The sequence below is a fragment of the Streptomyces tendae genome, assembly GCF_008632955.1.
Taxonomy (GTDB): domain Bacteria; phylum Actinomycetota; class Actinomycetes; order Streptomycetales; family Streptomycetaceae; genus Streptomyces.
The window spans coordinates 1541195-1567650 of sequence record NZ_CP043959.1; the positions used below are offsets into that span (position 1 = coordinate 1541195).

Below are 26456 nucleotides of genomic sequence, written 5' to 3' on the forward strand. Positions count from 1 at the left end.
TTGGAGTAGCGGCGGCCAGGTCGAGGGGGGATGGCATGTCGAGAGACGACATGGACGATCCGAGTTACGCGGTGCCCGTAGAGGCCCGTGAAGAGTACGAAGGAATCACGAGCCACAGTGCGGTCCACATCGGCAATGTCAGCGGGTCTGCCGTCATTCAAGTTGGCGGGGACCAGCACGTTCGCCCAGATGCCGATCAGAAGCCGAAGGCCGAGAGCCTTGCTGAGCAACGCCAGAAGTTCTTCTTCGACTTCCTGAAGTACTCGCTTAAGCAAGCCGAGTGGACGTTGCGCCTGAGCGTCTGGTTCATGGCTGGTGGTTCGGCCATCATCTTGACTGCGGCTGTTCTGGGTCTGGTGCACGCCGGGAACCCGGACCTCAGCTATCTGCCTATCGTCACGTTCCTGACGGGGGCACTGATCACGGGCGGGGGTGGCGCGCTGGCGGTGCATGCACGACGTGCCAGGGCTCACGTCACGGAGCAAGCCGACCGGATGGACATCAAGATCGATCTTGACCACAAAATGGAGACCGCCACGGCCTTCATCGACCGCGTCGACGACGCGGCGGTGCGCGATCGGCTCAACTCGGCTGCTGCGATGAAGGCGCTCGACATGCAGTCCAGCCCAGAGGTGATGGTCGACCGTCTCTTGCCTGGGCAAGAGACCCGGCAGCTGGGTGAGACCGAGCCTGGCAGCTCCAACCGGTGACAAGCACGAGGCCACGGGGGGTACCCCCCGTGGCCTCTCGTGTGCCCGCCGGGCCGGGTGCCCCGGGGCGGGGTCTCGTGCGCTCCGAGACCCCACGTAAGCCCGGGACGGCACTACGCGGCCATGGGCGGCTCCTCGTTACCCCGGCCGTCCGGTTCCTCAGCCCTGCGGGAACGCCGGTCCCCGGTATGCGGCGGGAGAACCTGAGGCGGCTCGTCAGCACCCGCCGGGGGCGTCGGCGGCTCCGGCTCGTCCTCGGGTGTGGTCGACTCGTCGTCGGCCTTCCGCATTTTCCGCCAGGCTTCGAGTGCGCGGCCAAACGAGCCGAACACGTCGGGGAGCAGATCAAAAATGCTCTTCACCGTGATGAGCAGCGCAGTGACCACGCCAGCGACGGTGAGAATATCGATGGTGATACCGGTGCCGTCCACCGATCCTTACCTTCCCTGTCATGGGTCGGATCGGGTGCGCAGGCAGCCTCGATCCGAACCCTTCGGTTCGGGTCGAGACACCTGCGCTGACGTGTACGCAAATGTTCTCGGTCTTGCAGTGGGCCTACTTGTCGGCCCGGTACAGCCAAGTCACATGTCAACTGTCGCTACTCATCGACTCCGTCCAGCTCACGTCAGAACCACGGCGGCTGCGAAGACACCGTGGTCAGCCGTTGGTAGCTGACGAGTAGTCCTGGTGTCCCGCGTGATTCACAGGTCGCCCAGGTGCGCGAAGGGGAAACTTTCCGCCCTCCGGTCACCGATGGTACCTCATGTCGAGGTGGGGCGTGACAAGCCCAAGACATGTCGCCCTATGCGTAGTTGATGGGCAGTTAGGTCAGCGGCGCGCGGGGGAGCCGTTGCCTTGGCAGCGGTAGCACTCGCAGAGGGGCCACCGGGTATCGATCAGCGGCACGTTCGGCATCTTGTCGACCGACCACTCCCGGGCGCTGACCTCGCGCATCTCCTTGGTGGCGGCGTCGTACTTGTACACCCGAATGCTTAACCCGGCCATTGGGTTCCCCTCGTCGTCCTGACCAGCAGGTATCGCGGTATCGCACTGTACCGCGATATCACGATGTCGCATAAGACTGCGGTAGCGGGGGTCACCGCGTGATCGTACGGTCGAGGGGTGAGTGTCGATCTTGACCGTTCTCGTCCGGTCTGGCGTCAGGTGGCCGAAGTCATCAGCCAGCGCATCGCCGACGGGACCTACCCGCCGGGCAGCCGCGTGCCGGGCATCGTCGAGCTGAGCGCAGAGTTCGGCATCGCGGCCAGCACCGCCCAGAAGGCCCTCGCGCACCTGCGCGACACCGGCAAGGTGCGCACCGAGCTGGGCTTGGGCACGTTCGTCGCCGACTCGAAGTAGGCCGGCTAACGTCGCCGGGACCGTGGAGCGGCGAGCGTGGCTGCATCACGCAGTGCCGCTTCAAGACGCTCGTCGGCCGCCTTTGACTTCTCAACGGCTTGGGTGACGGCGGCCACCGCCGTGTTGATGTTGCGCTGCCTTCTCGGCCTGTCGCTCTCAGGGCCGGTCTCTGCAAGCGCGAGTTCTAGCTGCATGACATGGCGCAGTGAGTTCCAAAACGCTTTATTCGACATGCTGTACGCCTGTACAAGCTCGGGTGTCGTGTAGAGCGTCAGCTTGGTGACGACCAACCGGAACTGGTCATCCTGGTGGCCTGGGTCAAGACTTTCCGGGTTGAAGCCGCGGGGCACCTGCCGTCGGGACCGGGCGGTGTCACGCGTGTTGCCGAGCGCGAGCATCTTCCGATGCGCCTCTTCGATCGCGTCGGCCCGACGCTCCCAGATCTTGAACTCGGTCTCGCGGTCACGGGTCGCGCGCTGGGTGAGGCTGGTCGACAGCAGGGTGCCTGCCGTGCCGATGACGGCCCCGAGCAGTCCGATACCGGCAACGATCAGGGCGAGGGTTACCGGTGTGATCGTCACAGGGTGAGCGTAGGCACGGGCGTGACGCTGTGAGGGTGAATCGGGCGAAGCCCCGGAGAGTCGACCTCCGGGCTCTCGCGTGTTCACAGCACGCCGAGCGACGTGAGCACCAAGAGGCACAGCGTCAAGCTGCTGCCGAAGGTGCAGCCCCCGACGAGGATGCCGTCGCGCTTGCGCGCCCCAGGCCTGTGACTGAGCCAGCCCGCTCCGATGGCGACGAGCATGGAGAAGAGGGTGCAGGTGATGAGCAACAGCACCTTGACACCGAGAGAGAGTTCCACGGTCCGAAAACCTTCCCGGTGATCGGACCTCGGCACGCAGCCCTCAGCCCGACCACCACGTGTCTACGTGTGGTCTTGCTGAGGCCGTGCCGACGTTCAGGGCTCTCGGTGCCTGGCCAGGGCTGGCTTGGCCGTCCTCTTCTCATCAGTCGGTGACATACACAACCGCACGCTTGGCGGAAGCCCGTGGGCCCGCCCGCTGCTCGGGGGAACGTCGGACCCCGAGGTGCGCGGTGGATTGATCTCCACGGAGATCATAACGTGACGGAACGTCAGATGCGGATAAAAGCCGGGACGGTATCTCCGGGGGCCTCGTGCTGGCGGGGACGACCGGACGCCCCGGGCGGGTACGAGAGGCCGCCGGAGACCCCACGGGAGGCCGGGACGATATATGCCCGGCACCGCTGGCCCGGCCGCACACACGCCAGAGGGGCACCCCATCACGGGATGCCCCTCTGGCCAGAGACCGTTCACTCAGCTGCGGCCACGTGGGACCACCCAACCACGACGCTCACGGCTGACATAAGAAACTCGATAACCTTCATGCCAACCTCCGCCATGCGATTTGAAATTGTGTGAATGATGACGCTGCTCTTGCGGTAACTAAGAATGACCCTGGAAAACTCGTAGGTGTGCCAAAAAGCCAAACCAACCGCAAGCGTGGTAGCCGGGATTGAACCGGCCGCAGCGACAGCTCAATGAACGCTCTCAAGTTCAAGTATAGCCTAAATACCCTGACTTGGCTAGGCGTCAGGTCGGCCCCCGACGGGCTAGCCGGCCTTACCTCTCGTCATTGAAATTAATACTTCCCGTCACAGCCGCGGAGCGAGTCACCGACGTCCTTCACCTTGCTCCACACGCAAATTGCGCAGGGCTGAAATCCCATGCTCTCCTGGTACCAGCCGGGCGGCGCAGCCCCCGGTCAGGCCCCCGCTTCATGCGGCGCGAGCCGAGGTTCCCCGCCGTGTTCGGCACCCCACGCAATGCCGACGACGGGAACCCCAATGCCTGCACGCACTTTCAACCCTGACGCGCTGCGCCAGATCCGGCGCGAGCGTGGTGTGACTCAGGTCGAGCTGGCCGCCGTACTCGGCCGCAGCTTCACCGCTGTGTCGATGTACGAGAACGGCCGCTCGACCCCTCCGGTCGAAGTGCTGGCCGCCATCGCCGACGCCCTCAACGCGCCGATGGACGCCTTCGTCACCGGCCCGGCCCGAGAGCTGATGTCGGCCTGATGGACATCACGAAGGACGCGCGCCCTATGACGGAGTCAGAGCGTAAGCGGCTCCTCCGTCTCCTGTTCGGCAAGCAGCCGCAGAAGTAACCCACCCCGAACACACCGAAGCCCCCGGTAGCGGCGACCAACCAACCCGGGGGCTCCAGAGAGGATCTGCAATGACCAACACCACGAGTGCATCACGGGATTTGGTACCGGCGCAAGTGCCGTCCGACCTGGCCCTCAACCCCTATCAGGCGTACGGGCTGTACCGCTCGGCCGGATGGCTCGGCACGTTGCCGATCCCGTACAAGAAGAAGACCTTTCCGCCGTCCGGCTTCACGGGCGAGACGGGCAAGTTTCCGACCGACGCGCAGTGCGCGGCTTGGCTCGGTGAGTACAAGGCGGCGAACATCGCGCTGCGCGTCCCTGAGGGTCTGATCGGCATCGATATCGACCAGTACGTCAAGGACGGCAAGCAGAAGCGCGGAGCCGAGAACCTTCGGGCCATGGCGGAGCGTGAGGGCCTGAGCCCCCTTCCGGCCACCTGGTCGAGCACCCGCCGCGACCCGGACGGACCGGCGCGCATCAGGTGGTTCCGAGTGCCCAAGGGCATCAAGTTCGACGGTCAGCCGGTGGAAGACGTTGAGATCGTCCAGCACGGCCACCGGTACGCGATGGTCTGGCCCTCGGTCGTACCGGGCGACGAACCCGGCGAGTGGACCCAGTACGCCTGGTACGACCCGGAGGACGCGGAGGCGATCGACGTTCCGGCACCCGACGAGATGCCTTGGCTTCCGGCTGACTGGGTGGAAGCGCTCCGCGAGGTCGAACACCGTCCGTCGCAAGTGTCGGCGGCGACCGGCCGCAAGTCCACGACGAGCCTCGTGGAACTCCTCGCGCTTCCCGCCGATGACCCCGGGCGCAACAACGACTGGTTGACCAAGGTCGCGGGTCACCTCGCCCGGCTTCACGAGGGCGATCGGGACACCTACTGGGCGCGGCTCGAAGAAGCCGACCAGGTGTCGGACCGACCCCACCACCCGACCGCATTTCGTAAGACCGCCAACAGCGTCTGGCGCAGGCACCAGGAGAGCCGGAAGGGCCGCAAGATGACCAACGAGACCACAGGAGGACTCGACCTCGTGCCCTCTCCGTTCAAGCCGGTGAAGGTTGCCCGGCTCTGCCTCGATCAGATCTGGACCGTCCAAGGTGCCTGCACACTCCACCGCTGGCGCGGCTCCTGGATGTCCTGGACCGGTGCGCACTGGCGCGACGTCGAAAGCCAGTGGGTCAGCAGCAAGATCCAGGACCGCCTTGAGGACGCCAAGTTCCTCGACAAGGGCGAGAACGACGACAAGCCGTTGCTGAAGGACTGGGACCCCAACAGTGCCAGCGTCAACAACGTCGTCAGCGCCATCAAGAACATCACGCTTCTGGACGAAGAGACCGACTCCGGAACATGGCTCGACGCCCGGCCCTCCGGCCGGATGGTCGCCTTCCAGAACGGGCTGTTGGACATCCGCACCCGTGAGCTGGTGGCCCCCACTCCGGCCTTCTTCAACACCACGTCGCTCCCGTACGACTACAGCGACGGCGACGCCGCGCCCGGCGAGTGGTTCAAGTTCCTGCACTCGATCTGGCCGGACGACGCGCAGTCCGTCGAGACGCTGCAAGAGTGGTTCGGTTACGTGCTCTCGGGTCAGACCGACCTTCAGAAGGCGTTGATGATGGTCGGCCCCACCCGGTCCGGCAAGGGGACCATCGCGACCGTCCTCGAAGCTCTCGTCGGCAAGCAGAACGTTGCCGGTCCGACCCTTTCGAGCCTGGCCACGAACTTCGGCCTCCAGCCGATGCTCAACAAGACCTTGGCCATCATCGACGACGCCCGCTCTCCCAAGCGTGACCGCGAGGTCATCCTTGAGCGGCTGCTGTCCGTGATCGGTGAGGGCATCCTGACCGTGGACCGGAAGAACCGTGACCAGTGGATCGGGCGCATCCCGGCCCGGTTGGTCCTCCAGTCCAACGAGCTTCCGGCCTTCGCCGACAGCTCCGGGGCCATCGCTGGCCGGTTCGTCATCCTCACCATGAACAAGTCGTTCCTCGGTCAGGAGGACACCGGCCTGAAGGGTCGGCTCCTTCAGGAGATCCCGGCCATCCTGCGCTGGGCTCTCGACGGGCTCGACCGGCTGACGAAGCGCGGGTACTTCCTTGAGCCCGAGGCGTCGGGCGACGCTCGCGCCCTGCTCCAGGAGTCCACCTCACCGATCAAGGCGTTCGTGGAGGACTGGTGCCGTCTCGGCAGCGACCTGGAGGTGCCGAAGAGCCACCTCTTCGAGGTCTGGAAGTCGTGGTGCGAGGCACGCGGGTTCATGCCGGGGAGCCTTTCCACCTTCGGGAAGCAACTGATCGCCGCTGAGAACTCCATCAGCAGCCGCCGGGAGCGTCCCCGGAACAAGCCGACGGTTCACTACTTCACCGGAATCTCGCTGATCGAGTAGCCGTCATCTGGCACGCCACATATGGCACACGGCCACCCCTGCGCCGACCTCGCAGCCGCGTGCCATATGTGGAACCCGGGCGTGCCATATCTCGTGCCATATGCCGTGCCATATGACGAGAGCTTGCGCGGTGGGAAAGCCTCGCAGGCCAGAGGGGGTGAGAACCCCCACGTGCCATATGTGCCATATCTCGTGCAACGTACTCGGTTCTTATGAGGGGGCGTGCTCTCCCAGGCGACGGAACCACGGTGCGCACGCCATATGGCACATATGGCACACCTGGCACGGCGGGTTGCCGCTGCGGACCGGCGGCAGAGGAGTGGCCTCGTCGGCGCAGGCTTTGGCGGGTCAAGAGGGCTGAGGCCGCGGACGGTATCCCGGAGGGCACGAGAGCGGCCGGGCGGCACGAGGGCCCCGGGACGGGCCCCCAGGCCCTCCCGGATACCGCCGGAGGCCGGGACGACACCAGGGCGCGGCGGCCTGCCGCAGGCGGTGGCCCCCGGGAGAGCGCCCGGGTCCGGTGAAGGCCGGCGGTCACCTTGCCACCGACATGAAGCGACCCCAACCACCGCCGGAGGCTTGGTTGGGGTCGCAGTCATGAGGGGGGCGCGTGGCCTCGACCTGAGGAGGAGGCCCGGTCAAGGCGGAGCCAACTTGACCGGGCGCGAACCCCCATCGGGCGGCGGGAGGTGGCCCGCACCATCCTGCACAGATCCCAGGAAACACCCCGAGAAGCGGGCCGTCTATTTGCGGTTAAAGCAACCCCGGCATGGTATTTCAGAGGCCCATATGTGGGGCTTTTAATTGGGGTATGGACAGGGCCAAGACGAGCCCGGTGTTCTCAGGCCAGAAGCTCAAAGAAGCCCGTTCAAAGCGTGGGCTGACGCAGGCGCAGGTGGCCGCCCGAATGGGGCTCAGCGGCTTGTACATCAGCTACTGGGAAAACGACCGGCACGCACCGAACGGCGTGAACATGGTGCTTCTGCTGAGGGCGCTCGGATGTGAATTGGAGGAGGTGACCGAATGAGCCAGCCGGTCATCACCGAGGAGTGGCACAAGATTCCGGGTTTCGACCTGATCTATGAGGTGTCGAACTTCGGAGAAGTGCGGAGCTGGGGATCGAACGCCCGAGGGCGGACACTCAAGACCCGAAAGGACCGAGACGGATTTCCGACGGTCCGGTTGATGTGTTGGGACGGAAGAATGCGGGTCCGACGAGTTCATCTGCTGGTGGCCAAGGCGTTTCCGGAGGAGGAATTGTGACGCGAATGGAAGCGGAACCCGGGACGTGGCTCGTCGGCAAGCACCTCGGACGACAGAAGGTCGCGCCAGTTGAGGGGTGGGAAGTGGACAGCCACGGGACGAACACGCTGACCCTCAGCCAGCCGGGTGAAGACGCGATTCTGGTCAAGGGGCGGGAGCTGGACGCCGCCAAGGTGGCCACCATGCGCGAGCTGGTCGAGATGGTCGACCGGTGCAAGACGCCGGAAGCGCTGGCGGACCTGGCCAAGATCGCGGACTGGGTGGCCAACTGGGAGCCGGGTGACCCGGGGCTGAGGCTGGCCGATGCCGAAGCGTGAACCGGGCGACGTCGGCAACGAGGTAGAGGCGTCAGCCGGAGCCGGTCCGGTTCAGGGTCGCGCGTGGGAAGTGGTCCGCCTGATCGGTCAGGGATTTGGCCGCAATGAGATCGCGCGAATGACCGGCGTTGCCCCGGCCACAGTGTCTCGAATTGCCCAGCGCAACGGCTTGAGTTTCGATCGCACCCAGACGGAAAAGGCCCTCAAGGCTCGAATCACCGACCTCAACCTGAGACAGGCGGGCCTGGCCGAGTCGCTGGCAGACCGGGTGGCCATCGCCATTGCCTATCTCGACGCGTCGACCAGTTACCGCGATTACGCGTTCGCTTCCAAAGCGATCAGTGACCTGACGCAGTCGTATATGCGAATGAAGCCGCAGATCACCGAAGACGACACCGTCGAAGACGCCAAGAACTTCCTGACGGACCTGCGCGACACCATCACTCAGGTGGTTGACGGATTCGAAGCGCAGCACGGCGTGGCATTCGACAGCGAAGAGGCACGCCAAATTATCAAGCAGCAGACACAGGAGGAAAACAGCGATGAGCAACCGTGACTTCGGCGAGGTCGTGCAGGGCCCGATGACCCCGGAGGGCCCGAGCGTGGACGAGATCCGCGCCATGCGCCCGGGACCTGGCAGCTTCCACTACCGCAGCGACCGGACCCCGCTGGACTCGGCAGTGATCCGGGGCGGATCGGTGGCCGGGGACGGCTCGATGACCGAGGACCAGGCGGACCAGATCCGCAAGGCCGCCGGGATCGGGCGCGAGAACCACCACGCCCTCAAGGCCGCCGAGTCCTACAGCGACCGGCGAGACCCGATCACGGGCGGCGTGATCCGGACCTGGGCCGACGGCCGGACCGAGATCGTGGACGAGTCCAGCCCGGCCGCCCGGGTGCGCGGCGGTCGGTAGGAGATCCGCAGCCAGATCGGCACCTGACAGAGGCGTCAGCCCTCCTGATCCGGATGACGCCTCTCGGTCCGCCGGAGATCCGGGCGGATCTTGCCGACCACGCACCGACCGGGTCCGCCCGATCTTGACGACCCAGCAACCCGGGTCCACCCGATCCACACAGATGGACCCCGGATCTCACCGCCAAGCGAATTCCGGGGTCCACCTTCCAACCCAATGACCTCCGAGGCCACCGGTCCCACTCCAGAAAAGCACGCGGGGCGGGTGGCCGGAAGGGACCACCGATGCCCGCCACCAAGGCGTTCCGGCCGGAATTCAAAACACGCGACGGAAAGCGCGTCAGCTTCGGCGCGAACTACACACACGACACCAAGGCGAAGCGCCGGGCGGGACTCACCAAGGCCGGTCGGCCGAAGGTCGAGACTGTCGGCGCGGGCACGGTCGTCCGGCGTCCTCGGCGGTGGCTGCCCTGGGCTGTCCTGGGTGTGAACTCGGTGGCCGCTGGCGGGGCGTACGCGGTCCACGAGCTGGGCCCGTTGCCCGGCGGGCTGGTCGTCGGCGCAGGGGTCTGGGCGGGTTACAAGGTCGTGCGCTGGACGGCGGGGGAGGTGGCCTACTTCGCCACCAAGACCCGACAGATCAGGGGTGGTTCGCGCCCGGCTGAGCTGGCCGACGCCAGCGCCCTCGGCCTGCCGCCCGGCGTGCGAGTCCCGCGCGACACGGTCAGCCGACCTGAGGCCGGCGGTCACGACTCGTGACTGTGACTGTGACTGTGGCAGCCGCCCGGACACCCCCCACCACCGGGGGCGTGCCCGGGCACGGGGGCCGGGCCGGGGGTGGCTGTGACTGCCACAGTCACAGTCGGCCGTCACGAGCGGTGACAAAAGGCGGCTATCACTTGCCGTGAATGGCGGTGCGGAAAGAGGTGCTGCCACACCCATGCCGGATGCCTTTTTAGATTCGGCCAAATTTCAGAAATTGTGTTGTGCGCAAATCCCGTGATTTCCTTGAATTCCTGGCAATTCCGCCGGGAATTCGGGAGTGAGAATTCGGGAGCGCAAAATGGCCGCCAACAAGACCACCGCCCAGGCCGACGAGCTGAAGCCCTGCGAGTGCGCCGCGTACGACGCCCTGCCCGCCGACCTGACGGACGCGGACCTGGAGAGCGGCGACTTCGAGGTCCTGACCACCGGCTGCACCGCGACCACCAAGCGTCAGTTCGCCCCGGGTCACGACGCCAAGCTCAAGTCGGCCCTCATCAAGTGGGGTGCCCTCGGCCTGGACATCCGCCGCAGCGAGGGCGGGGTGGCCACCAGCGCCAGCGCGGCCAAGCACGCCAGCCGGTACGCCTTCGCCCACATGGTCACCGCTGGCGTGCAGCGCGCCGAGGCCAAGGCCGCCGAGAAGGCTCGCAAGGCCGAGGAGCGCGCCGCCCGCAAGGCCGCCCCGCGCAAGCCCAAGCAGGTCACCGCCAAGGTCGGCCGCTGGGAGCGCACCGGGACCGTCGAGGGCGACACCTTCACCTACACCGACGCCAAGGGCGCGACCAAGACCACCACCAAGTTCGCCCTGATCGGCTGACCGACCCGCACCGCCGGGCGGTCGGCTCAGGCCGCCCGGCTCCGAGAGGAGCCCCAGTGTTCAAGATCCAGTACCGCAACGCGGCCGGGCGCATGGTCACCGCCCAGTCCTTCGACCGCGCCAAGATCCAGAAGCTCGCCGACAAGGCGCGGCAGGACGTGCCCGACCCCAGCGTCTGCCAGCTCCGGGTGCGTGAGGTGGCCGCCGACGAGATCACCGGCGACTTCGTCTGGGCCGAGTGCACCGCCGACTTCACTCGTTAAGACGAACGGGCCCGGCCGGGGATGCCGCCCCGGCCGGGCCGAAGTGCTGAGAGATAGAGGAACCCAGCGTGAACCAGCAAAGCATGAGGGCCGCCATTCTGGAGCGGGTCAGCACCGAGGAGCAGACGCGCGGCTATGGCCTGGACGTTCAGGACGACGCCTGCCGGGCGTACGTCGAGAACAAGGGCTGGCGGCTGCACGACGTCTACAGGGACGAGGGCGTCAGTGGCTCCCTGACCAAGCGCCCCGGCTTTGACCGGTTGATGGCCGACGTGAAGGCCGGCTTGGTTGACGTGGTCGTGGTGCACAAGTTCGACCGGGTCGGCCGCACGGGGCGCGCGTTCTGGCGGTGGATCTGGCAGCTCGAAGACCTCGACACCGCGATCGTGTCGGTCACCCAGGACATCGACACCACCACCACCCACGGCAAGTTCATGTTGCAGCAGTACGCCGCCATCGCCGAGATGGAGTACAACCTAATCCGCGAGCGCACCCAAGGCGGCCTGCAGAAGAAAGCTGAGGCAGGCGGGTGGCCCGGCGGTGCGCCCCCGTACGGCTACCGGATCGAGGGCAAGGGCAAGCGCGGTTCCTTCCTGGTGATCGACGAGCATGAGGCCGCCATCTTGCAGGCAGCCCGGAAGATGGCCGTAGAGGAGGGGATGAACACGCGCGAGATGGCGCAGCGGCTCAACGCGCTGGAGATGTTCACCCGGTCGGGCAAGCCGTGGTCGCATTCCAACCTTCGGGGGAAGCTCATCAGCGAGTCGACCTTGCGCGGGGTGGTGACGTTCCGGAACCCGAAGCGGGCGCACGCTGGCCACGGCGCGGCCCTCAACAAGGACGGCACCGCGAAGCACGGCGCGACGGTCACCATCCAGCTTGACCCGATCTTCACGCCGGAGGAGGCCGCCGACCTGAGTGCGGCGATGGGCCGACTCGGCAACGGCAAGCCCAAGCCGAGGCCCCACGGCTACCCGCTGTCGAAGCGGCTCGTGGGCCACTGCGGCGCGCACTACGTCGGCATGAAGCGCTCGGGCCGTCCGGGGCGGTGGTACCGCTGCACCGGCAGGGCCGCGAAGTACCCGGGGGACCCGGTGTGCTCGTGCGACATGGTGGACGCCGACGCTGTCGAGGCTGCCGTGTGGGCTGACGTGGTCAAGCTGCTGGGCGACCCGGACCGCCTCAGGGCGATGGCGGCGGAGTGGGTCGGGATGGCGGCTGGCGAGCAGACCAACCACGCCGACCGGATCGCCGACCTGGACCGCCGGATCACCGAACGCACCGGGGCACTGACCAAGCTGGTCACCGACTACGCCAAGGCAGGGCTTCCGGCGGTCGCCCTGCAAGCGGCCACGCGCGCCCTCACCGAAGAGGTCGAGCAGCTTCAGGCGATGCGCGACGAGGCCGCCGCGTGGATGGAGGAGACCGAGGCCACCGAGCAGCGCGCCCGGGACCTTGCTGCCCTGGCTGCTGTCGCCCGTGAGCGGCTGGCCGACATGGACCCGGCGGAGCAGTCGGAGGTGCTGGCGCTCCTGGACGTGAGGGTCACCATTACGGGCGAGATCCCGAAGCCGCGCCTGGGGCTGGCGTGCTCGATGCGGGATTGGTTCACCGGGCGCGGTCGGCTGGTGCCGGACGAGCTGACCGACGAGGCGTGGGCCCGGGTCGAGCCGATCGTCAAGGCGTGGGAGCCGCCGAGCCACAGATGCCGACCGGGCCGCGTGATGCTCGATGCGATGTTCTACAAGGCGCGGACCGGGTGCCTGTGGGAAGAGCTGCCCGAGCGGTTCGGGCTGTGGAAGGGCATCCACTCCCGGTACAAGACGTGGCGCAACTGCGGGGTCTGGGACGAGGTCATGGCCGCCCTGCCCGACGAGGGCCAGCCGGTGTGGACGCCGCCGCTGGTCCCGCCGTTGCGGGTGGAGGGCCGTGTGGACCCGCGCGTCTTCACCGGGGCCGGGGAAGAAGCGGTGTCCGCAGAAACAGGTGTCCCGGGCCCGGCCACCAGCGGCCTCTCGGCCGGGGTGCACGAACTGCTGCGGCAGGACGCCGTGCTGGTCACCGACGCCGCCGAGATCGTCGAACTGGTCGGCGACATGGGGGAGCTCGCGCCGGAGCGCAGAGGACCGGTGCTGCCCCGCGACCTGCTGGACCCGGAGGTCCGCCAGGTCCTCGCCGCACTGCCGGCCCGCCGGGCGGCCCGCCCGGACGAGATCGCGCGCACCGCCCAGACCGCCCCGGACGACGCGATCGCGAGACTGTACGAACTACGAGCACTTGGCTACGTCGAACGACACGGCGACGGCTGGAAGTTGACGCGCCACGCGGTGATCTCGGTCCGGGGTGACGCCGAGTCTCGCTGACGCAGCGTGTTCGGCCGTCCGGGGGAACCCCGACACGCCTTGGAAAATACGTCAGTTGGGGTATCCGGGTGATCACGCTGAGCGACGGATGTGCCCCGCGGGAGCGGCCCCCGGAACGAATCTGCGCACGGCCGGGCCCTCGCTCTTCGCGCACCGCGACGCCACAGTCACGCTACGCTCACGAGGACCCAGACACGGACAGGCCAGAACAGACATCGGACAGACGACGCTCACAGGCAGCACCAGCCCACGGCAGAACGGCACTAGGCAACGAATGCCCCAGCACACCTCCGGGTCCGACCGGGCGGCGATCCCCCCAGCCGCCCGCGACGGTGGCAGCGTGCGGCCGCCCGCTCCCTCGACGCTCGACGAGCTGTGGCGGTCGTACAAGGCGACGGGGGACGAACGGTTGCGGGAGCAGCTGATCCTGCACTACTCGCCGTTGGTGAAGTACGTCGCCGGACGGGTCAGCGTGGGACTCCCGCCCAACGTCGAGCAGGCGGACTTCGTCTCGTCGGGGGTCTTCGGGCTGATCGACGCGATCGAGAAGTTCGACGTCGACCGCGAGATCAAGTTCGAGACGTACGCGATCACGCGCATCCGGGGCGCGATGATCGACGAACTGCGCGCGCTGGACTGGATCCCGCGCTCGGTGCGGCAGAAGGCACGCAACGTGGAGCGTGCCTACGCCACCCTCGAAGCACGGCTGCGGCGCACCCCGTCGGAGCACGAGGTCGCCGGCGAGATGGGCATCACGGTGGCCGAGCTGCACGCGGTGTTCAGCCAGCTTTCGCTCGCGAACGTCGTCGCCCTGGAGGAGCTGCTGCACGTCGGCGGCGACGGCGGTGACCAGCTCAGTTTCATGGACACCCTCGAGGACACCGCCGCCGACAACCCCGTGGAGGTGGCCGAGGACCGTGAGCTGCGCCGGTTCCTGGCGCGGGCCATCAACACGCTGCCGGAACGCGAGAAGACCGTGGTCACCCTGTACTACTACGAGGGCCTCACGCTCGCCGAGATCGGCAACGTCCTGGGCGTGACCGAGAGCCGGGTCAGCCAGATCCACACCAAGTCCGTGCTGCAGCTGCGCGCCAAGCTGGCGAGTTTCGGCCGCTGAGCCCGGCGGGGACCGGCCCGCCGAATCCCTGGCCGCCATGGCCGGGGCGTCCGTAAAGTGGACGACGTGCCAAGGATTCGAGCGGCCTCCGTGGCCGAGCACCGGTCGATGCAGCGAGCCGCCCTGCTGGACGCGGCACGCTCCCTGCTGTCCGAGGGCGGTACGGAGGCGCTGACCTTCCCGGCCCTCGCCGAGCGCACCGGCCTCGCGCGGTCGTCCGTCTACGAGTACTTCCGCTCGCGGGCGGCCGTCGTCGAGGAACTGTGCGAGGCCGACTTCCCGGTGTGGGCGGCCGAGGTCGAGGCGGCGATGGCGCAGGCCGACGGTCCCGAGGGCAAGATCGAGGCGTACGTCCGCAAGCAGCTGGAGCTGGTGGGGGACCGAAGGCACCGCGCGGTCGTCGCGATCTCCGCGAGCGAACTCGACGCCGGGGCGCGGGAGAAGATCCGCGCGGCCCACGGCGGTCTCATCGCCATGATCGTCGAGGCGCTCGCCGACCTCGGTCACGCCGAGCCCCGGCTCACCGCCATGCTGCTCCAGGGCGTGGTGGACGCCGCCGTGCGCCGCATCGAACTGGGGGCGGCGGAGCACCCGGACGTGATCACGCGGGCGGCGGTCTCGATGGCGCTGGACGGCGTCCGGGGCTGAGGCCGCCCGACGCCGGGTGCGGAGATCCCGTGCGGGCGCTCATTCCGGCAGTGGCACCCCGAGCACCGGGAGCAGCCGCGACGGACCCCGGTCGAGCAGCCACGGGGGCAGCAGACTGAGCGGGTCCAGGTACGTGTCGCCGCGCAGGAGACCCCAGTGCGCGCACGGGGCCGTGCAGTGGGAGCCGGTGGCCTCCACCGTGCCGATCACCTCGCCCGCCGCCACCTCCGTCCCCTCGGTCACCGAGGCGCGGACCGGTTCGTAGGTGGTGCGCAGCGGCGGCTCACCGGTGCCGGCGAGTTCCACCGAGACGACGCCCTTTCCGGCCACCCGGCCCGCGAACGACACCCGGCCGTCCGCCACGGCCCGCACCGGCGTCCCCGGCGCCGCGGCCAGGTCCACGCCGCGGTGTCCGGCGCCGTAGACGGTCGCCGGGGGTTCCCAGCCGCGCAGCACCCGCGGGCGCACCCCGACCGGCCACGCGCGGCCGACTACGGAGTCGCCGCCGGCACGGCGCGGGGGCGGCCCGGGGCCGTCCGGGGCGACAGGTGAGGGTCTGCCTCCGGCCCTGGCCTCCGTCCCGCTCCGGGCCGTCGGCGTCGGCTCGCCCCCGGCCTGTGCCGGGGCCCCGCCCGACGCCACCCGCACTTTCTCGCCCCCGCCCCCCGCCGCCATCGCGAACAGCCGGGACGGGGGTGGGGCCAGCAGTGCCGTCAGGGTCATGGCCACCACCAGGGCCGACCGCAGGCACCGCCGGGTCCAGCCGCACCGCTCACTTCGTCCTCGTCGCCCACCACGTCGTCGCATGGCGCAAAGCGTCCCCCGAGGACGCGATCAACGCCGGGACCTGTGGACGGCCACCCGGGTTGTGGACATCGGCGTCACCCGGCACCCCTCAGGTCCCGTACACTTCTGGTGGCGACCCGGGCCACCGGGTCGACTTCGCACGCCCCGACATCGGGACCGGTCACGGCCGTGGCCCGGTGTCAGCGCCCCTCGGTCCTTCGTGGCACGGCGCGTCGCGGGCGTCAGGCGCGGAAGCCGTCCGGTTTCCGCGGCACAACCGAGAAATTCAAGGAGATACGGCCATGGCCGTCGTCACGATGCGGGAGCTGCTGGAGAGCGGCGTCCACTTCGGTCACCAGACCCGTCGTTGGAACCCGAAGATGAAGCGCTTCATCTTCACGGAGCGCAACGGCATCTACATCATCGACCTGCTCCAGTCGCTGTCGTACATCGACCGCGCCTACGAGTTCGTCAAGGAGACCGTCGCCCACGGCGGCACGGTCATGTTCGTCGGCACGAAGAAGCAGGCGCAGGAGGCCATCGCCGAGCAGGCCACCCGCGTCGGCATGCCCTTCGTCAACCAGCGCTGGCTGGGCGGCATGCTCACCAACTTCTCGACCGTCTACAAGCGTCTGCAGCGCCTCAAGGAGCTCGAGCAGATCGACTTCGAGGACGTGGCCGCCTCCGGCCTCACCAAGAAGGAGCTGCTGGTCCTCTCCCGCGAGAAGGCGAAGCTGGAGAAGACCCTCGGCGGTATCCGCGAGATGTCCAAGGTGCCCAGCGCCGTCTGGATCGTGGACACCAAGAAGGAGCACATCGCGGTCGGCGAGGCCCGGAAGCTCAACATCCCGGTCGTCGCCATCCTCGACACCAACTGCGACCCCGACGAGGTCGACTACAAGATCCCGGGCAACGACGACGCGATCCGCTCCGTCACCCTGCTCACCCGCGTGATCGCCGACGCCGTGGCCGAGGGCCTCATCTCCCGCTCCGGTGTCGCCACCGAGGGCAAGGGCGAGAAGGCCGCCGGCGAGCCGCTGGCCGAGTGGGAGCGCGACCTGCTCGAGGGTGAGAAGAAGGGCGAGGAGGCCGCTCCGGCCGCCGAGGGCGAGAAGCCGGCCGAGGCTCCCGCCGCCGAGGCCCCCGCTGCCGAGGCTCCCGCTGCCGAGGCCCCCGCCGCGGAGACCCCGGCCGAGCAGGCCTGACCGCTCCGTCCGAGCCGATGACGGCGGGAGCGGTGACATCACGTCCGCTCCCGCCGTTCACCCGTAGGTCGGCGGAGAGCCGGTAGCCGCCCGCGCGGCGGCCCGGCCCCGCTGATCTTCGATCCTCCAGACTTCGAGAAAGATTCACAGACTCATGGCGAACTACACCGCCGCCGACGTCAAGAAGCTCCGGGAGCTCACCGGCGCCGGCATGATGGACTGCAAGAAGGCGCTGGACGAGGCCGACGGCAACGTCGACAAGGCCGTCGAGGCGCTGCGCATCAAGGGCCAGAAGGGCGTCGCCAAGCGCGAGGGCCGCTCCGCCGAGAACGGCGCCGTGGTCTCGATCATCGCCGACGACAACTCCTCCGGTGTCCTCGTCGAGCTGAAGTGCGAGACGGACTTCGTCGCCAAGGGCGAGAAGTTCCAGGGCGTCGCCACCGCCATCGCCGAGCACGTCGCCAAGACCGCCCCGGCCGACCTCGAGGCGCTGCTCGCGTCCGAGATCGAGGCCGGCAAGACGGTCCAGGCGTTCGTGGACGAGGCCAACGCCAACCTGGGCGAGAAGATCGTCCTGGACCGCTTCGCGCAGTTCGCCGGCGGCTACGTCACCGCGTACATGCACCGCACGATGCCCGACCTGCCCCCGCAGATCGGTGTGCTCGTCGAGCTCGACAAGCCGAACGCCGAGATCGCCAAGGGCGTCGCCCAGCACATCGCCGCCTTCGCGCCGAAGTACCTCTCCAAGGAGGACGTGCCGGCCGAGGTCGTCGAGTCCGAGCGCCGCGTCGCCGAGGAGACCACCCGCGCCGAGGGCAAGCCCGAGGCCGCCCTGCCGAAGATCGTCGAGGGTCGTCTCAACGGCTTCTTCAAGGACGCCACGCTGCTCGGCCAGCCCTACGCGCTGGACAACAAGAAGTCCGTCCAGAAGATCCTGGACGAGGCCGGTGTCACCCTGAAGCGCTTCACGCGCATCAAGGTCGGCATCTGAGTCCGCACCGCGACGGGCGCGCGACCCCGATAGGGTCGACAGCAGTCGTTCGGACACGCGTCCACGCACGCGCGCGTGCCGGACGACAGCAGATCTGACGAGGAGGCCATTGCCGCATGGGATGCGAACCACGCCCCACCGGCAATGGCCTTCTTCGTATGTGCAACAGGTGAAAGAGGCGGGATTCGACCATGACCACCAAGGCTGACAAAAGCGACGACGGCAAAGTGCGCGGCCGGTTTCTGCTGAAGCTGTCCGGAGAGGCCTTCTCCGGCGGCGGGGGCCTGGGCGTCGATCCCGACGTGGTGCACGCCATCGCACGTGAGATCGCGGCCGTCGTACGGGACGGCGCGCAGATCGCCATCGTGATCGGCGGCGGCAACTTCTTCCGCGGAGCCGAACTCCAGGTGCGTGGCATGGACCGAGCCCGCTCCGACTACATGGGCATGCTCGGCACCGTGATGAACTGCCTCGCCCTGCAGGACTTCCTGGAGAAGGAAGGCGTCGACTGCCGCGTGCAGACCGCCATCACCATGGGTCAGGTCGCCGAGCCCTACATCCCGCTGCGCGCCGTGCGCCACCTGGAGAAGGGCCGCGTCGTCATCTTCGGCGCCGGTATGGGCATGCCGTACTTCTCCACCGACACCACCGCCGCGCAGCGGGCCCTGGAGATCGACGCCGAGGCGCTCCTCATGGGCAAGAACGGTGTCGACGGGGTCTACGACTCCGACCCGAAGACCAACCCCGACGCCGTCAAGTTCGACGCCCTCGGCTACGGCGAGGTCATCACCCGGAACCTGAAGGTCGCCGACGCCACGGCCGTCACGCTCTGCCGGGACAACAGCCTGCCGATCGTCGTCTTCGAACTCCTGAAGGAGGGCAACATCGCCCGCGCCGTCAAGGGTGAGAAGATCGGCACGCTGGTGGGCGACGACGCCGGGCACAACTGACCGGGGGATGGACAATGTCCTGCCGGTCGTGAACCGTGCAGGAAGAAGACGCGACGCAGCCGGCCGCCGCCCCGACCAGGAACCGCAGCCGGGCCTACTCAAGACACGCAGGAGCAAGTGGTGATCGAAGAGACCCTCCTCGAGGCCGAGGAGAAGATGGAGAAGGCCGTCGTGGTCGCCAAGGAGGACTTCGCCGCGATCCGTACCGGCCGTGCGCACCCGGCGATGTTCAACAAGATCGTGGCCGACTACTACGGCGCGCCGACGCCGATCAACCAACTGGCCTCGTTCTCCGTGCCCGAGCCGCGCATGGCCGTGGTGACCCCGTTCGACAAGAGCGCGCTGCGCAACATCGAGCAGGCGATCCGTGACTCCGACCTGGGCGTCAACCCGAGCAACGACGGCAACATCATCCGGGTGGTGTTCCCCGAGCTGACCGAGGAGCGCCGGCGCGAGTACATCAAGGTCGCCAAGGGCAAGGGCGAGGACGCGAAGATCTCGATCCGCTCCGTCCGCCGCAAGGCCAAGGAAGCCATCGACAAGCTGATCAAGGACGGCGAGGTCGGCGAGGACGAGGGCCGCCGTGCGGAGAAGGAACTCGACGACACCACGGCGAAGTACGTCGCCCAGGTGGACGAGCTCCTGAAGCACAAGGAAGCGGAGCTGCTCGAGGTCTGATGAACGACTCTTCCTGGGGGACGCCGCAGACCGGGTACTGGGGGCCGTCCGAGCACGGACCCGGCCGGGGAGCTGTCCCGGCGGGTCCCGCGTACGATGCGCACCAAGCACAGCAGACGCGGCCCATGCCCATCGTGCCCGACGTACCCGAACACGGCGGAGACCAGGATGCGGACCGGGGGGTTGCTCGGCTGAGCGGCCCCCTGTTCCGTGACGAGCCGACGCGGGCCCGCCCCTTGCCGGGGGAGGTGCCGCAGAATCCGGAGCCCATGCCCCCCGCCCCGCAGCCGGCACCCGCACCGCACAAGAAGAGCGCGGGGCGCGACCTCGGTGCCGCGATAGGCGTAGGCGTCGGACTCGGCGCGGTGATCGTCGCGTCGCTGTTCGTCGTCAAGGCCGTCTTCGTCGGGGTGATCTCCGTCGCCGTCGTGGTCGGCCTGTGGGAGCTGACCAAGCGGCTCGACGAACGCAAGGGCATCAAGGCGCCCCTCGTTCCCCTGGCGATCGGCGGCGCGGCGATGGTCGTCGCCGGGTACGCCCGGGGCGCGGAGGGCGCGTGGGTCGCCATGGCGCTCACCACGCTGGCGGTCCTCGTCTGGCGTATGACGGCACCGCCCGAGGGCTACCTCAAGGACGTCACGGCGGGTGTCTTCGCGGCGTTCTACGTGCCGTTCCTGGCGACGTTCGTCGCGATGCTGCTGAGGGCCGACGACGGCCCGTGGCGGGTGCTGACCTTCCTGCTGCTCACGGTCGTCAGCGACACCGGCGCCTACGCGGTCGGCTGGCGCTTCGGCAAGCACAAGCTGGCCCCGCGCATCAGCCCCGGCAAGACCCGCGAGGGCCTGCTGGGAGCGGTCGGCTTCTCCATGGTCGCGGGCGCGCTGTGCATGCAGTTCCTGATCGACGACGGCGTCTGGTGGCAGGGCCTCCTGCTCGGTCTCGCGGTCGCCGCCAGCGCCACGCTGGGTGACCTCGGTGAGTCCATGATCAAGCGTGACCTGGGCATCAAGGACATGGGCACCCTGCTCCCGGGCCACGGCGGCATCATGGACCGGCTGGACTCCCTGCTCCCGACGGCACCGGTGGTCTGGCTCCTGCTGGTGATCTTCGTGGGCTCGAGCTGAGCCCCACCCCCCGCCGGTCTGAACGGGCCCTCGTCCCCCGCGGACGGGGGCCCGTCGGCTTGACTGTGTACATGACGATCATGGCCTGCGATCATGACCCCCGGGGGCAACCGTTCACACCCTGGGGGGTAACACCATGCGTGGTCTGATCGTCAATCTCTTGCTGGTCGTCGCGGTCTTCGCGGCGGCGCTGCTCGCACTGGGCGGCAGGATGGGGCCGCTGGAGGGCACCGTGCTGTTCCTCGCCCAGCTCGCCGCGATCATCTACGTCGTCCTGCGTCACGTCCGCCGGCGCCGCGTGGCTCGCACGGAGTCGGCGCAGTCCTGAGTCCGGATGTCGCTGTCCTCACCGGTACGGTGCTCGCCGCCCAGGCCGGCGAGGTGCGGGCAGTCGGCGGGTGATCTTCGCCAGGCCGTGACCGGGCCGCACCGAGGTCCTCCGGCAGCGCCCTGGCGAGCGCCGCCGGCCGGTGTGGCCGTCGGCACCCGCAGGTCACCCATCTGGATCTGCGACACTGGTACAGCCATGCCTAAGCCCGGAGAACTTACATTCGTCGCGCCGCGCGGAGTCAACAAGCCGCCGCGGCATCTTGCCGATCTCACGCCTGCCGAGCGCAAGGAGGCGGTTGTCGCGGTCGGTGAGAAGCCGTTCCGTGCCAAGCAGCTCTCGCAGCACTACTTCGCGCGGTACGCGCACGACCCGGAGCAGTGGACCGACATCCCCGCCGGCTCGCGCGGGAAGCTGCAGGAGGCGCTGCTTCCTGAGCTGATGACCGTCGTACGGCATCTGTCGACCGACGCGGGGACGACCCGCAAGACGCTGTGGAAGCTGTTCGACGGGACGCTCGTCGAGTCCGTGCTGATGCGGTACCCGGACCGGGTCACCATGTGTATCAGCTCCCAGGCCGGCTGCGGCATGAACTGCCCGTTCTGCGCGACCGGTCAGGCGGGGCTCGACCGGAACCTGTCGACCGCCGAGATCGTGCACCAGATCGTGGACGGGATGCGGGCGCTGCGCGACGGCGAGGTGCCCGGCGGGCCCGCGCGGCTGAGCAATATCGTGTTCATGGGCATGGGCGAGCCCCTCGCCAACTACAAGCGGGTCGTCGGCGCCATCCGCCGGCTCACCGACCCCGAGCCGGACGGTCTCGGGCTGTCGCAGCGCGGCATCACCGTGTCGACGGTCGGCCTGGTGCCGGCCATCCACCGGTTCTCCGACGAGGGCTTCAAGTGCCGCCTCGCCATCTCGCTGCACGCCCCCGACGACGAGCTGCGCGACACCCTCGTCCCCGTGAACACGCGGTGGAAGGTGCGCGAGGTGCTCGACGCCGGCTTCGAGTACGCGGCCAGGTCGGGGCGTCGGCTGTCCATCGAGTACGCCCTCATCCGGGACATCAACGACCAGGCGTGGCGAGGCGACCGCCTCGGGCGGCTCCTCAAGGGGCGGCCCGTGCACGTCAATCTCATCCCGCTCAACCCGACGCCGGGGTCCAAGTGGACCGCGTCCCGGCCCGAGGACGAGAAGGCGTTCGTCGAGGCGATCGCCGCCCACGGTGTGCCGGTGACGATCCGGGACACCCGTGGTCAGGAGATCGACGGGGCGTGTGGTCAGCTCGCCGCGAGCGAACGGTAGGGTGACCCGAGTACGTACATCTTCATATTCCGACAGGGGAGCGCCACAGCGCTGAGAGTGCGGCACCGGCCGCAGACCCTCCGAACCTGGCCCAGGTCATTCTGGGTAGGGAGATCGGTCATCACTCGAGCTGTTGCGCCCTGCCCGGGACCCCGACCAGGGGTTTTGGGCAGGGCCGCGTCTCTTCCTGGTCACTCCAGGAGGAATCAAGTGGACATCACCAAGAAGGTCATCGTCCTGGCCGTCGGGCTGGGGCTCGTCACCCTGTCCGCCTGCGGGGCGTCCGGCGACGACGGCGGCGGCAGCGGTACGAGCTCCAGGACCGTGACCCTCGTCAGTCACAACTCGTGGGCCGTCTCGAAGGACGTCGTCGCCGCCTTCGAGAAGCAGTCCGGCTACAAGCTCAAGGTCCTCGAGGACGGCGACGCGGGGCAGGCCGTGAACAAGGCCATCCTGACCAAGGACAACCCCCAGGGCGACGTCTTCTTCGGCGTCGACAACACCCTGCTGTCCCGCGCCCTCGACAACGGGCTGTTCCAGTCCTACGAGGCCAAGGGCTCCGACCAGCTCCTGCCCGAGTACCGGGTGGACGAGGACAAGCACCGGGTCACCCCGGTCGACACCGGTGACGTCTGCGTCAACTACGACAAGGCGTGGTTCCGGAAGAAGGGTCTGACCCCGCCGAAGACCCTCGACGACCTGGTCAAGCCCGCCTACAAGGACCTCCTGGTCGTGGAGAACGCCGCCACCTCCTCGCCCGGCCTCGGCTTCCTGCTCGGTACCGCCGCGCGGTACGGGGACGAGGGCTGGCAGGACTACTGGAAGAAGCTCAAGGCCAACGGCGTCAAGGTGGTCGACGGCTGGGAGCAGGCCTACAACGAGGAGTTCTCCGGCTCGGCCGGCGGCAAGCAGGCCAAGGCGGACCGGCCGCTCGTCGTCTCGTACGCCTCCTCGCCGCCCGCCGAGGTGATCTACGCCGACCCGAAGCCCGACACCGCCCCCACCGGGGTCGCGGAGGGCACCTGCTTCCGGCAGGTCGAGTACGCGGGGCTGCTGAGCAACGCCAGGAATCCCGAGGGCGGCAAGGCGCTGCTCGACTTCCTGATCGGCAAGACCTTCCAGGACGACATGCCGCTCAACATGTTCGTCTACCCGGTGCGCGAGGCCGCGCAGGTGCCCGAGGAGTTTGTGAAGTTCGGGCCGCAGGCGAAGGAACCGCAGACCATGGACCCGGCGAAGATCGCCGAGAACCGTGACCAGTGGGTCAAGTCGTGGACCTCGCTCGTACTGAAGTGAGCCCGCGCCGGCGCGGATGGTGGCGCCGGAACGCGGCACGGCTCGGTCTGATGGCCGTGCCGGCCGCGTTCTTCGCGGTCTTCTTCGCCTACCCGGTCACCGCCATCGTCGCCCGCGGGCTGAAGGCCGACGGCGGCTGGCAGCCCGGGCGGATCGCGGACGTGCTGGCCCAGTCCGGCATCCGCCAGGTGCTGTGGTTCACCACCTGGCAGGCGCTCGTCTCCACGGTCCTCACCCTGGTGATCGCGCTGCCCGGCGCCTACGTCCTGGCCCGTTTCGACTTCCCCGGCAAACAGGTGCTGCGGGCGGTGATCACCGTGCCGTTCGTCCTGCCGACGGTCGTCGTCGGCACGGCGTTCCTCGCCCTCGTCGGACGCGGCGGACTGCTGGACGAGCTGTGGGGGGTCCGGCTCGACACCACGGTGTGGGCGATCCTGCTCGCGCACGTCTTCTTCAACTACGCCGTGGTCGTCCGCACCGTGGGCGGGCTGTGGTCCCAGCTCGACCCGAGGCAGGAGGAGGCCGCGCGGATGCTCGGTGCCTCCCGTCTCACCGCCTGGCGTACGGTCACGCTGCCGGCGCTCGCCCCCGCCGTGGCGGCCGCCGCGCTGATGGTCTTCCTGTTCACCTTCACCTCCTTCGGCGTGGTGCAGATCCTCGGCGGGCCCACCTTCTCCACCCTCGAGGTGGAGATCTACCGGCAGACCGCCGACCTCTTCGACCTGTCCACCGCCGCCGTCCTCACGATGATCCAGTTCGCCGCCGTCGGCCTGATCCTCGTCCTGCACGCCTGGACCGTACGGCGCCGTGAGACCGCGCTGCGCCTCGTCGACCCCTCGGTGACCGCGCGCCGGCCGCGCGGCGCAGCACAGTGGGCGCTGCTCGGCGGGGTCGTCGCCACGGTGGCCGTGCTGCTCCTGATGCCGCTCGCCGTGCTGGTGCAGCGCTCCTTCGGCAGCGCCGGCCTCGGGTACTACCGGGCACTGACCGCCGGCGACGGGGGAGTGTTCCTCGTCGCGCCGATCGAGGCGGTCGGCAACTCGCTGCGCTACGCCGTCGCCGCCACCCTGATCGCCGTGGTGATCGGCGGTCTCGCCGCCGTCGCGCTCACCCGGCGGGACGCGGGACGGCTGGTGCGCGGCTTCGACGCGCTGCTGATGCTGCCGCTCGGGGTGTCCGCGGTGACCGTGGGTTTCGGCTTCCTCATCGCACTCGACGAGCCGCCGCTGGACCTGCGCGCCTCCTGGATCCTGGTCCCGCTGGCGCAGGCACTGGTCGGCGTCCCCTTCGTCGTACGGACCATGCTGCCGGTGCTGCGGGCGGTGGACGTACGGCTGCGGGAGGCAGCGGCGGTGCTCGGGGCGTCGCCGTGGCGGGCGTGGCGTGAGGTGGACCTGCCGCTGGTGCGGCGGGCGCTGCTGATCGCGGCCGGGTTCGCCTTCGCGGTGTCCCTCGGGGAGTTCGGGGCGACGGTGTTCATCGCGCGGCCGGACAACCCCACCCTTCCGGTGGCCGTGGCCCGGCTGCTGGGACGGCCGGGGGACCTCAACTACGGCCAGGCCATGGCCCTGTCGACCATCCTGATGATCGTGTGCGCGGTGGCGCTGCTGGTGCTGGAGCGGCTGCGGACCGACCGGAGCGGGGAGTTCTAGATGCTGCTGAGCCTTCAGGACGCGACCGTCCGCTTCGGCGGGCGGGCGGCGCTGGACGCCGTCGGCCTCGATGTCGCCGAGCACGAGATCGTCTGCGTGCTCGGACCCAGCGGCAGCGGCAAGTCCACGCTGCTGCGCGTGGTGGCCGGACTGCAGCCCCTGGACGCCGGGCGGGTGCTGCTCGACGGGAAGGACCGGTCGGGCGTGCCCGCGCACAAGCGGGGGGTCGGGCTGATGTTCCAGGACCATCAGCTGTTCCCGCAGCGGGACGTGGGCGGCAACGTGGCTTTCGGGCTGCGCATGCACGGGCTTCCGCGCGACGAGCAGACCCGGCAGGTCGGCGAGTTGCTGGAGCTGGTCGGGCTCCCCGGGGCGTCCCGGCGGGCCGTCGCCGCCCTCTCCGGAGGGGAGCAGCAGCGCGTGGCACTGGCCCGCGCCCTCGCCCCCAGCCCGCGGCTGCTGATGCTCGACGAGCCGCTCGGCCAGCTCGACCGTTCGCTCCGGGAGCGGCTCGTCGTCGAACTGCGTGAGCTGTTCGGCCGGCTCGGCACCACCGTGCTCGCCGTGACGCACGACCAGGGCGAGGCGTTCGCGCTGGCCGACCGGGTGCTGGTGATGCGGGACGGGCGGATCGCCCAGTCCGGCACGCCGCTGGAGGTCTGGCAGCGGCCGGCCGACGCCTTCGTGGCCCGTTTCCTCGGCTTCGAGAACGTCGTCGAGGCGGCCGTCGCGGACGGTGTCGCCGTCACCCCCTGGGGCAAGGTCCCGGTGCCGCAGGACGCTCCCGAAGGCACGCGCACGCTGCTGGTCCGGCCCGCCGGTGTCCGTCTGGTCCCGGCCGACGAGGGGTTGCGCTGCACGGTGACCGCGCGCACCTTCCGCGGCACCCACGTCGCCGTACGCCTCCAGCCCGAGGGCGCGCCCCCGCTGGAGGCGGCCTGCGCGCTCAGGGACGCACCCGGAACGGGGGACGTGACCGGGGTGGAGTTCGACGCCGCGGAAATCGCCGTGCTCGGCTGATCGGCGT

Annotated in this window: 29 protein-coding genes, 2 pseudogenes and 1 riboswitch; of the genes and pseudogenes, 26 read left to right on the plus strand and 5 right to left on the minus strand. The window is 68.8% G+C overall.

Annotation, left to right across the window (positions count from 1 at the left end; translation table 11 throughout):
- Positions 1 to 35: 35 nt before the first annotated feature.
- A complete protein-coding gene (locus F3L20_RS07270; protein WP_150153155.1) occupies positions 36 to 710 on the plus strand; it encodes a TRADD-N-associated membrane domain-containing protein in 675 nt (224 codons plus the stop codon).
- A gap of 113 nt (positions 711 to 823) precedes the next feature.
- Here F3L20_RS07270 and F3L20_RS34255 read toward each other — a convergent pair whose 3' ends face one another.
- Together F3L20_RS34255 and F3L20_RS33935 are read right to left on the minus strand one after the other, a co-directional pair.
- Positions 824 to 1141 carry a hypothetical protein gene (locus F3L20_RS34255; RefSeq protein ID WP_206338868.1) on the minus strand — a complete coding sequence of 106 codons (318 nt, stop codon included), beginning with the start codon at positions 1139 to 1141 and terminating at the stop codon, positions 824 to 826.
- A gap of 397 nt (positions 1142 to 1538) precedes the next feature.
- Positions 1539 to 1694: a hypothetical protein gene (locus F3L20_RS33935; RefSeq protein WP_167534485.1), complete on the minus strand. Its 156-nt coding sequence runs from the start codon at positions 1692 to 1694 to the stop codon at positions 1539 to 1541.
- A 138-nt stretch (positions 1695 to 1832) separates the two neighbouring features.
- Between F3L20_RS33935 and F3L20_RS07285 the strand changes: the two genes are divergently transcribed.
- The gene (locus F3L20_RS07285) at positions 1833 to 2069 is read left to right on the plus strand and encodes a GntR family transcriptional regulator (RefSeq protein ID WP_167534486.1); all 237 of its coding nucleotides are present in this window, start codon (positions 1833 to 1835) and stop codon (positions 2067 to 2069) included.
- Between the two features lie 5 nt (positions 2070 to 2074).
- Here the strand turns inward: F3L20_RS07285 and F3L20_RS07290 are convergent, their stop codons facing one another.
- Both F3L20_RS07290 and F3L20_RS07295 read right to left on the minus strand, forming a co-directional pair.
- A complete protein-coding gene (locus F3L20_RS07290) occupies positions 2075 to 2650 on the minus strand; it encodes a hypothetical protein (protein WP_240810856.1) in 576 nt (191 codons plus the stop codon).
- Between the two features lie 83 nt (positions 2651 to 2733).
- Positions 2734 to 2931 (minus strand): hypothetical protein, encoded by a 198-nt coding sequence (locus tag F3L20_RS07295; protein ID WP_150153157.1) that lies wholly within the window; start codon positions 2929 to 2931, stop codon positions 2734 to 2736.
- A 1004-nt stretch (positions 2932 to 3935) separates the two neighbouring features.
- Here F3L20_RS07295 and F3L20_RS07300 point away from each other — a divergent pair.
- The 14 genes and pseudogenes from F3L20_RS07300 to F3L20_RS07360 all read left to right on the plus strand — a co-directional run bounded on the left by F3L20_RS07300 (position 3936) and on the right by F3L20_RS07360 (position 15114).
- A complete protein-coding gene (locus tag F3L20_RS07300; RefSeq protein ID WP_150153159.1) occupies positions 3936 to 4166 on the plus strand; it encodes a helix-turn-helix domain-containing protein in 231 nt (76 codons plus the stop codon).
- A 160-nt stretch (positions 4167 to 4326) separates the two neighbouring features.
- Positions 4327 to 6648, plus strand: coding sequence for a phage/plasmid primase, P4 family (locus F3L20_RS07305; protein ID WP_150153161.1), 2322 nt, complete (start codon positions 4327 to 4329; stop codon positions 6646 to 6648).
- An 811-nt stretch (positions 6649 to 7459) separates the two neighbouring features.
- A complete protein-coding gene (locus tag F3L20_RS07310; RefSeq protein WP_161176287.1) occupies positions 7460 to 7675 on the plus strand; it encodes a helix-turn-helix transcriptional regulator in 216 nt (71 codons plus the stop codon).
- Positions 7672 to 7911 carry an NUMOD4 domain-containing protein gene (locus F3L20_RS07315; protein WP_150153163.1) on the plus strand — a complete coding sequence of 80 codons (240 nt, stop codon included), beginning with the start codon at positions 7672 to 7674 and terminating at the stop codon, positions 7909 to 7911. The genes F3L20_RS07310 and F3L20_RS07315 overlap by 4 nt, the downstream gene beginning before the upstream one ends.
- Positions 7912 to 7916: 5 nt before the next feature.
- On the plus strand, positions 7917 to 8228 hold the full coding sequence (locus tag F3L20_RS07320; RefSeq protein WP_150153165.1) for a hypothetical protein: 312 nt from the start codon (positions 7917 to 7919) through the stop codon (positions 8226 to 8228).
- On the plus strand, positions 8215 to 8784 hold the full coding sequence (locus F3L20_RS07325) for a hypothetical protein (protein WP_167534487.1): 570 nt from the start codon (positions 8215 to 8217) through the stop codon (positions 8782 to 8784). Before F3L20_RS07320 ends, F3L20_RS07325 begins: the two co-directional genes overlap by 14 nt.
- Positions 8771 to 9142, plus strand: a complete 372-nt coding sequence (locus F3L20_RS07330; RefSeq protein WP_150153167.1) for a hypothetical protein — start codon at positions 8771 to 8773, stop codon at positions 9140 to 9142. Before F3L20_RS07325 ends, F3L20_RS07330 begins: the two co-directional genes overlap by 14 nt.
- Positions 9143 to 9426: 284 nt before the next feature.
- Positions 9427 to 9900: a hypothetical protein gene (locus tag F3L20_RS07335; RefSeq protein WP_150153169.1), complete on the plus strand. Its 474-nt coding sequence runs from the start codon at positions 9427 to 9429 to the stop codon at positions 9898 to 9900.
- Between the two features lie 304 nt (positions 9901 to 10204).
- Complete coding sequence (locus F3L20_RS07340) at positions 10205 to 10723, plus strand: hypothetical protein (RefSeq protein WP_150153171.1); 519 nt, start codon at positions 10205 to 10207, stop codon at positions 10721 to 10723.
- A gap of 56 nt (positions 10724 to 10779) precedes the next feature.
- The gene (locus F3L20_RS07345) at positions 10780 to 10986 is read left to right on the plus strand and encodes a hypothetical protein (protein ID WP_150153173.1); all 207 of its coding nucleotides are present in this window, start codon (positions 10780 to 10782) and stop codon (positions 10984 to 10986) included.
- Positions 10987 to 11069: 83 nt separating this feature from the next.
- Positions 11070 to 12833, plus strand: a pseudogene (locus F3L20_RS07350) (recombinase family protein); the annotation flags it as partial.
- Positions 12834 to 12971: 138 nt separating this feature from the next.
- Positions 12972 to 13349: pseudogene (locus F3L20_RS34445) on the plus strand (DNA-processing protein DprA); the annotation flags it as partial.
- 274 nt (positions 13350 to 13623) lie between these two features.
- Positions 13624 to 14466 (plus strand): RNA polymerase sigma factor WhiG, encoded by an 843-nt coding sequence (gene whiG / locus F3L20_RS07355; protein WP_145829897.1) that lies wholly within the window; start codon positions 13624 to 13626, stop codon positions 14464 to 14466.
- 90 nt (positions 14467 to 14556) lie between these two features.
- Positions 14557 to 15114 (plus strand): TetR/AcrR family transcriptional regulator, encoded by a 558-nt coding sequence (locus tag F3L20_RS07360; protein ID WP_150157253.1) that lies wholly within the window; start codon positions 14557 to 14559, stop codon positions 15112 to 15114.
- A gap of 39 nt (positions 15115 to 15153) precedes the next feature.
- On the opposite strand, the gene F3L20_RS07365 is transcribed toward F3L20_RS07360, so the two are convergent.
- Positions 15154 to 15837, minus strand: a complete 684-nt coding sequence (locus tag F3L20_RS07365; RefSeq protein WP_240810857.1) for a M23 family metallopeptidase — start codon at positions 15835 to 15837, stop codon at positions 15154 to 15156.
- Between the two features lie 365 nt (positions 15838 to 16202).
- Between F3L20_RS07365 and rpsB the strand changes: the two genes are divergently transcribed.
- The 10 genes from rpsB to F3L20_RS07415 all read left to right on the plus strand — a co-directional run bounded on the left by rpsB (position 16203) and on the right by F3L20_RS07415 (position 26449).
- Complete coding sequence (rpsB, locus tag F3L20_RS07370; protein ID WP_150153177.1) at positions 16203 to 17105, plus strand: 30S ribosomal protein S2; 903 nt, start codon at positions 16203 to 16205, stop codon at positions 17103 to 17105.
- 154 nt (positions 17106 to 17259) lie between these two features.
- Entirely contained in the window at positions 17260 to 18096 is an 837-nt protein-coding gene (gene tsf, locus F3L20_RS07375; protein ID WP_145829895.1) for a translation elongation factor Ts, read from the plus strand.
- Positions 18097 to 18287: 191 nt separating this feature from the next.
- On the plus strand, positions 18288 to 19046 hold the full coding sequence (gene pyrH / locus F3L20_RS07380; RefSeq protein WP_150153179.1) for a UMP kinase: 759 nt from the start codon (positions 18288 to 18290) through the stop codon (positions 19044 to 19046).
- A 120-nt stretch (positions 19047 to 19166) separates the two neighbouring features.
- Positions 19167 to 19724: a ribosome recycling factor gene (frr, locus tag F3L20_RS07385; RefSeq protein ID WP_006136598.1), complete on the plus strand. Its 558-nt coding sequence runs from the start codon at positions 19167 to 19169 to the stop codon at positions 19722 to 19724.
- Positions 19724 to 20848 (plus strand): phosphatidate cytidylyltransferase, encoded by a 1125-nt coding sequence (locus F3L20_RS07390; RefSeq protein ID WP_150153181.1) that lies wholly within the window; start codon positions 19724 to 19726, stop codon positions 20846 to 20848. The genes frr and F3L20_RS07390 overlap by 1 nt, the downstream gene beginning before the upstream one ends.
- Positions 20849 to 20984: 136 nt before the next feature.
- Positions 20985 to 21176, plus strand: coding sequence for a hypothetical protein (locus F3L20_RS07395; RefSeq protein WP_150153183.1), 192 nt, complete (start codon positions 20985 to 20987; stop codon positions 21174 to 21176).
- 198 nt (positions 21177 to 21374) lie between these two features.
- Positions 21375 to 22481 (plus strand): 23S rRNA (adenine(2503)-C(2))-methyltransferase RlmN, encoded by a 1107-nt coding sequence (gene rlmN / locus F3L20_RS07400; RefSeq protein ID WP_150153185.1) that lies wholly within the window; start codon positions 21375 to 21377, stop codon positions 22479 to 22481.
- Between the two features lie 24 nt (positions 22482 to 22505).
- Positions 22506 to 22611: riboswitch (TPP riboswitch) on the plus strand.
- A gap of 80 nt (positions 22612 to 22691) precedes the next feature.
- Positions 22692 to 23777 (plus strand): thiamine ABC transporter substrate-binding protein, encoded by a 1086-nt coding sequence (locus F3L20_RS07405; RefSeq protein WP_150153187.1) that lies wholly within the window; start codon positions 22692 to 22694, stop codon positions 23775 to 23777.
- A gap of 50 nt (positions 23778 to 23827) precedes the next feature.
- The gene (locus F3L20_RS07410) at positions 23828 to 25429 is read left to right on the plus strand and encodes an ABC transporter permease (RefSeq protein ID WP_150153189.1); all 1602 of its coding nucleotides are present in this window, start codon (positions 23828 to 23830) and stop codon (positions 25427 to 25429) included.
- Positions 25430 to 26449 (plus strand): ABC transporter ATP-binding protein, encoded by a 1020-nt coding sequence (locus F3L20_RS07415; RefSeq protein ID WP_150153191.1) that lies wholly within the window; start codon positions 25430 to 25432, stop codon positions 26447 to 26449.
- The last annotated feature ends 7 nt before the right edge of the window (positions 26450 to 26456 follow it).

What these genes read in the sequence shown, in the direction of transcription:
- F3L20_RS07270 (WP_150153155.1), top strand. Translation starts at nt 36, where the DNA reads ATGTCGAGAGACGACATGGACGATCCGAGTTACGCGGTGCCCGTAGAG.
- F3L20_RS07300 (WP_150153159.1), top strand. Translation starts at nt 3,936, where the DNA reads ATGCCTGCACGCACTTTCAACCCTGACGCGCTGCGCCAGATCCGGCGC.
- F3L20_RS07305 (WP_150153161.1), top strand. Translation starts at nt 4,327, where the DNA reads ATGACCAACACCACGAGTGCATCACGGGATTTGGTACCGGCGCAAGTG.
- F3L20_RS07310 (WP_161176287.1), top strand. Translation starts at nt 7,460, where the DNA reads ATGGACAGGGCCAAGACGAGCCCGGTGTTCTCAGGCCAGAAGCTCAAA.
- F3L20_RS07315 (WP_150153163.1), top strand. Translation starts at nt 7,672, where the DNA reads ATGAGCCAGCCGGTCATCACCGAGGAGTGGCACAAGATTCCGGGTTTC.
- F3L20_RS07320 (WP_150153165.1), top strand. Translation starts at nt 7,917, where the DNA reads ATGGAAGCGGAACCCGGGACGTGGCTCGTCGGCAAGCACCTCGGACGA.
- F3L20_RS07325 (WP_167534487.1), top strand. Translation starts at nt 8,215, where the DNA reads ATGCCGAAGCGTGAACCGGGCGACGTCGGCAACGAGGTAGAGGCGTCA.
- F3L20_RS07330 (WP_150153167.1), top strand. Translation starts at nt 8,771, where the DNA reads ATGAGCAACCGTGACTTCGGCGAGGTCGTGCAGGGCCCGATGACCCCG.
- F3L20_RS07335 (WP_150153169.1), top strand. Translation starts at nt 9,427, where the DNA reads ATGCCCGCCACCAAGGCGTTCCGGCCGGAATTCAAAACACGCGACGGA.
- F3L20_RS07340 (WP_150153171.1), top strand. Translation starts at nt 10,205, where the DNA reads ATGGCCGCCAACAAGACCACCGCCCAGGCCGACGAGCTGAAGCCCTGC.
- whiG (WP_145829897.1), top strand. Translation starts at nt 13,624, where the DNA reads ATGCCCCAGCACACCTCCGGGTCCGACCGGGCGGCGATCCCCCCAGCC.
- F3L20_RS07365 (WP_240810857.1), bottom strand. Translation starts at nt 15,837, where the DNA reads ATGACCCTGACGGCACTGCTGGCCCCACCCCCGTCCCGGCTGTTCGCG.
- rpsB (WP_150153177.1), top strand. Translation starts at nt 16,203, where the DNA reads ATGGCCGTCGTCACGATGCGGGAGCTGCTGGAGAGCGGCGTCCACTTC.
- tsf (WP_145829895.1), top strand. Translation starts at nt 17,260, where the DNA reads ATGGCGAACTACACCGCCGCCGACGTCAAGAAGCTCCGGGAGCTCACC.
- pyrH (WP_150153179.1), top strand. Translation starts at nt 18,288, where the DNA reads ATGACCACCAAGGCTGACAAAAGCGACGACGGCAAAGTGCGCGGCCGG.
- F3L20_RS07390 (WP_150153181.1), top strand. Translation starts at nt 19,724, where the DNA reads ATGAACGACTCTTCCTGGGGGACGCCGCAGACCGGGTACTGGGGGCCG.
- F3L20_RS07395 (WP_150153183.1), top strand. Translation starts at nt 20,985, where the DNA reads ATGCGTGGTCTGATCGTCAATCTCTTGCTGGTCGTCGCGGTCTTCGCG.
- rlmN (WP_150153185.1), top strand. Translation starts at nt 21,375, where the DNA reads ATGCCTAAGCCCGGAGAACTTACATTCGTCGCGCCGCGCGGAGTCAAC.
- F3L20_RS07410 (WP_150153189.1), top strand. Translation starts at nt 23,828, where the DNA reads ATGGCCGTGCCGGCCGCGTTCTTCGCGGTCTTCTTCGCCTACCCGGTC.
- F3L20_RS07415 (WP_150153191.1), top strand. Translation starts at nt 25,430, where the DNA reads ATGCTGCTGAGCCTTCAGGACGCGACCGTCCGCTTCGGCGGGCGGGCG.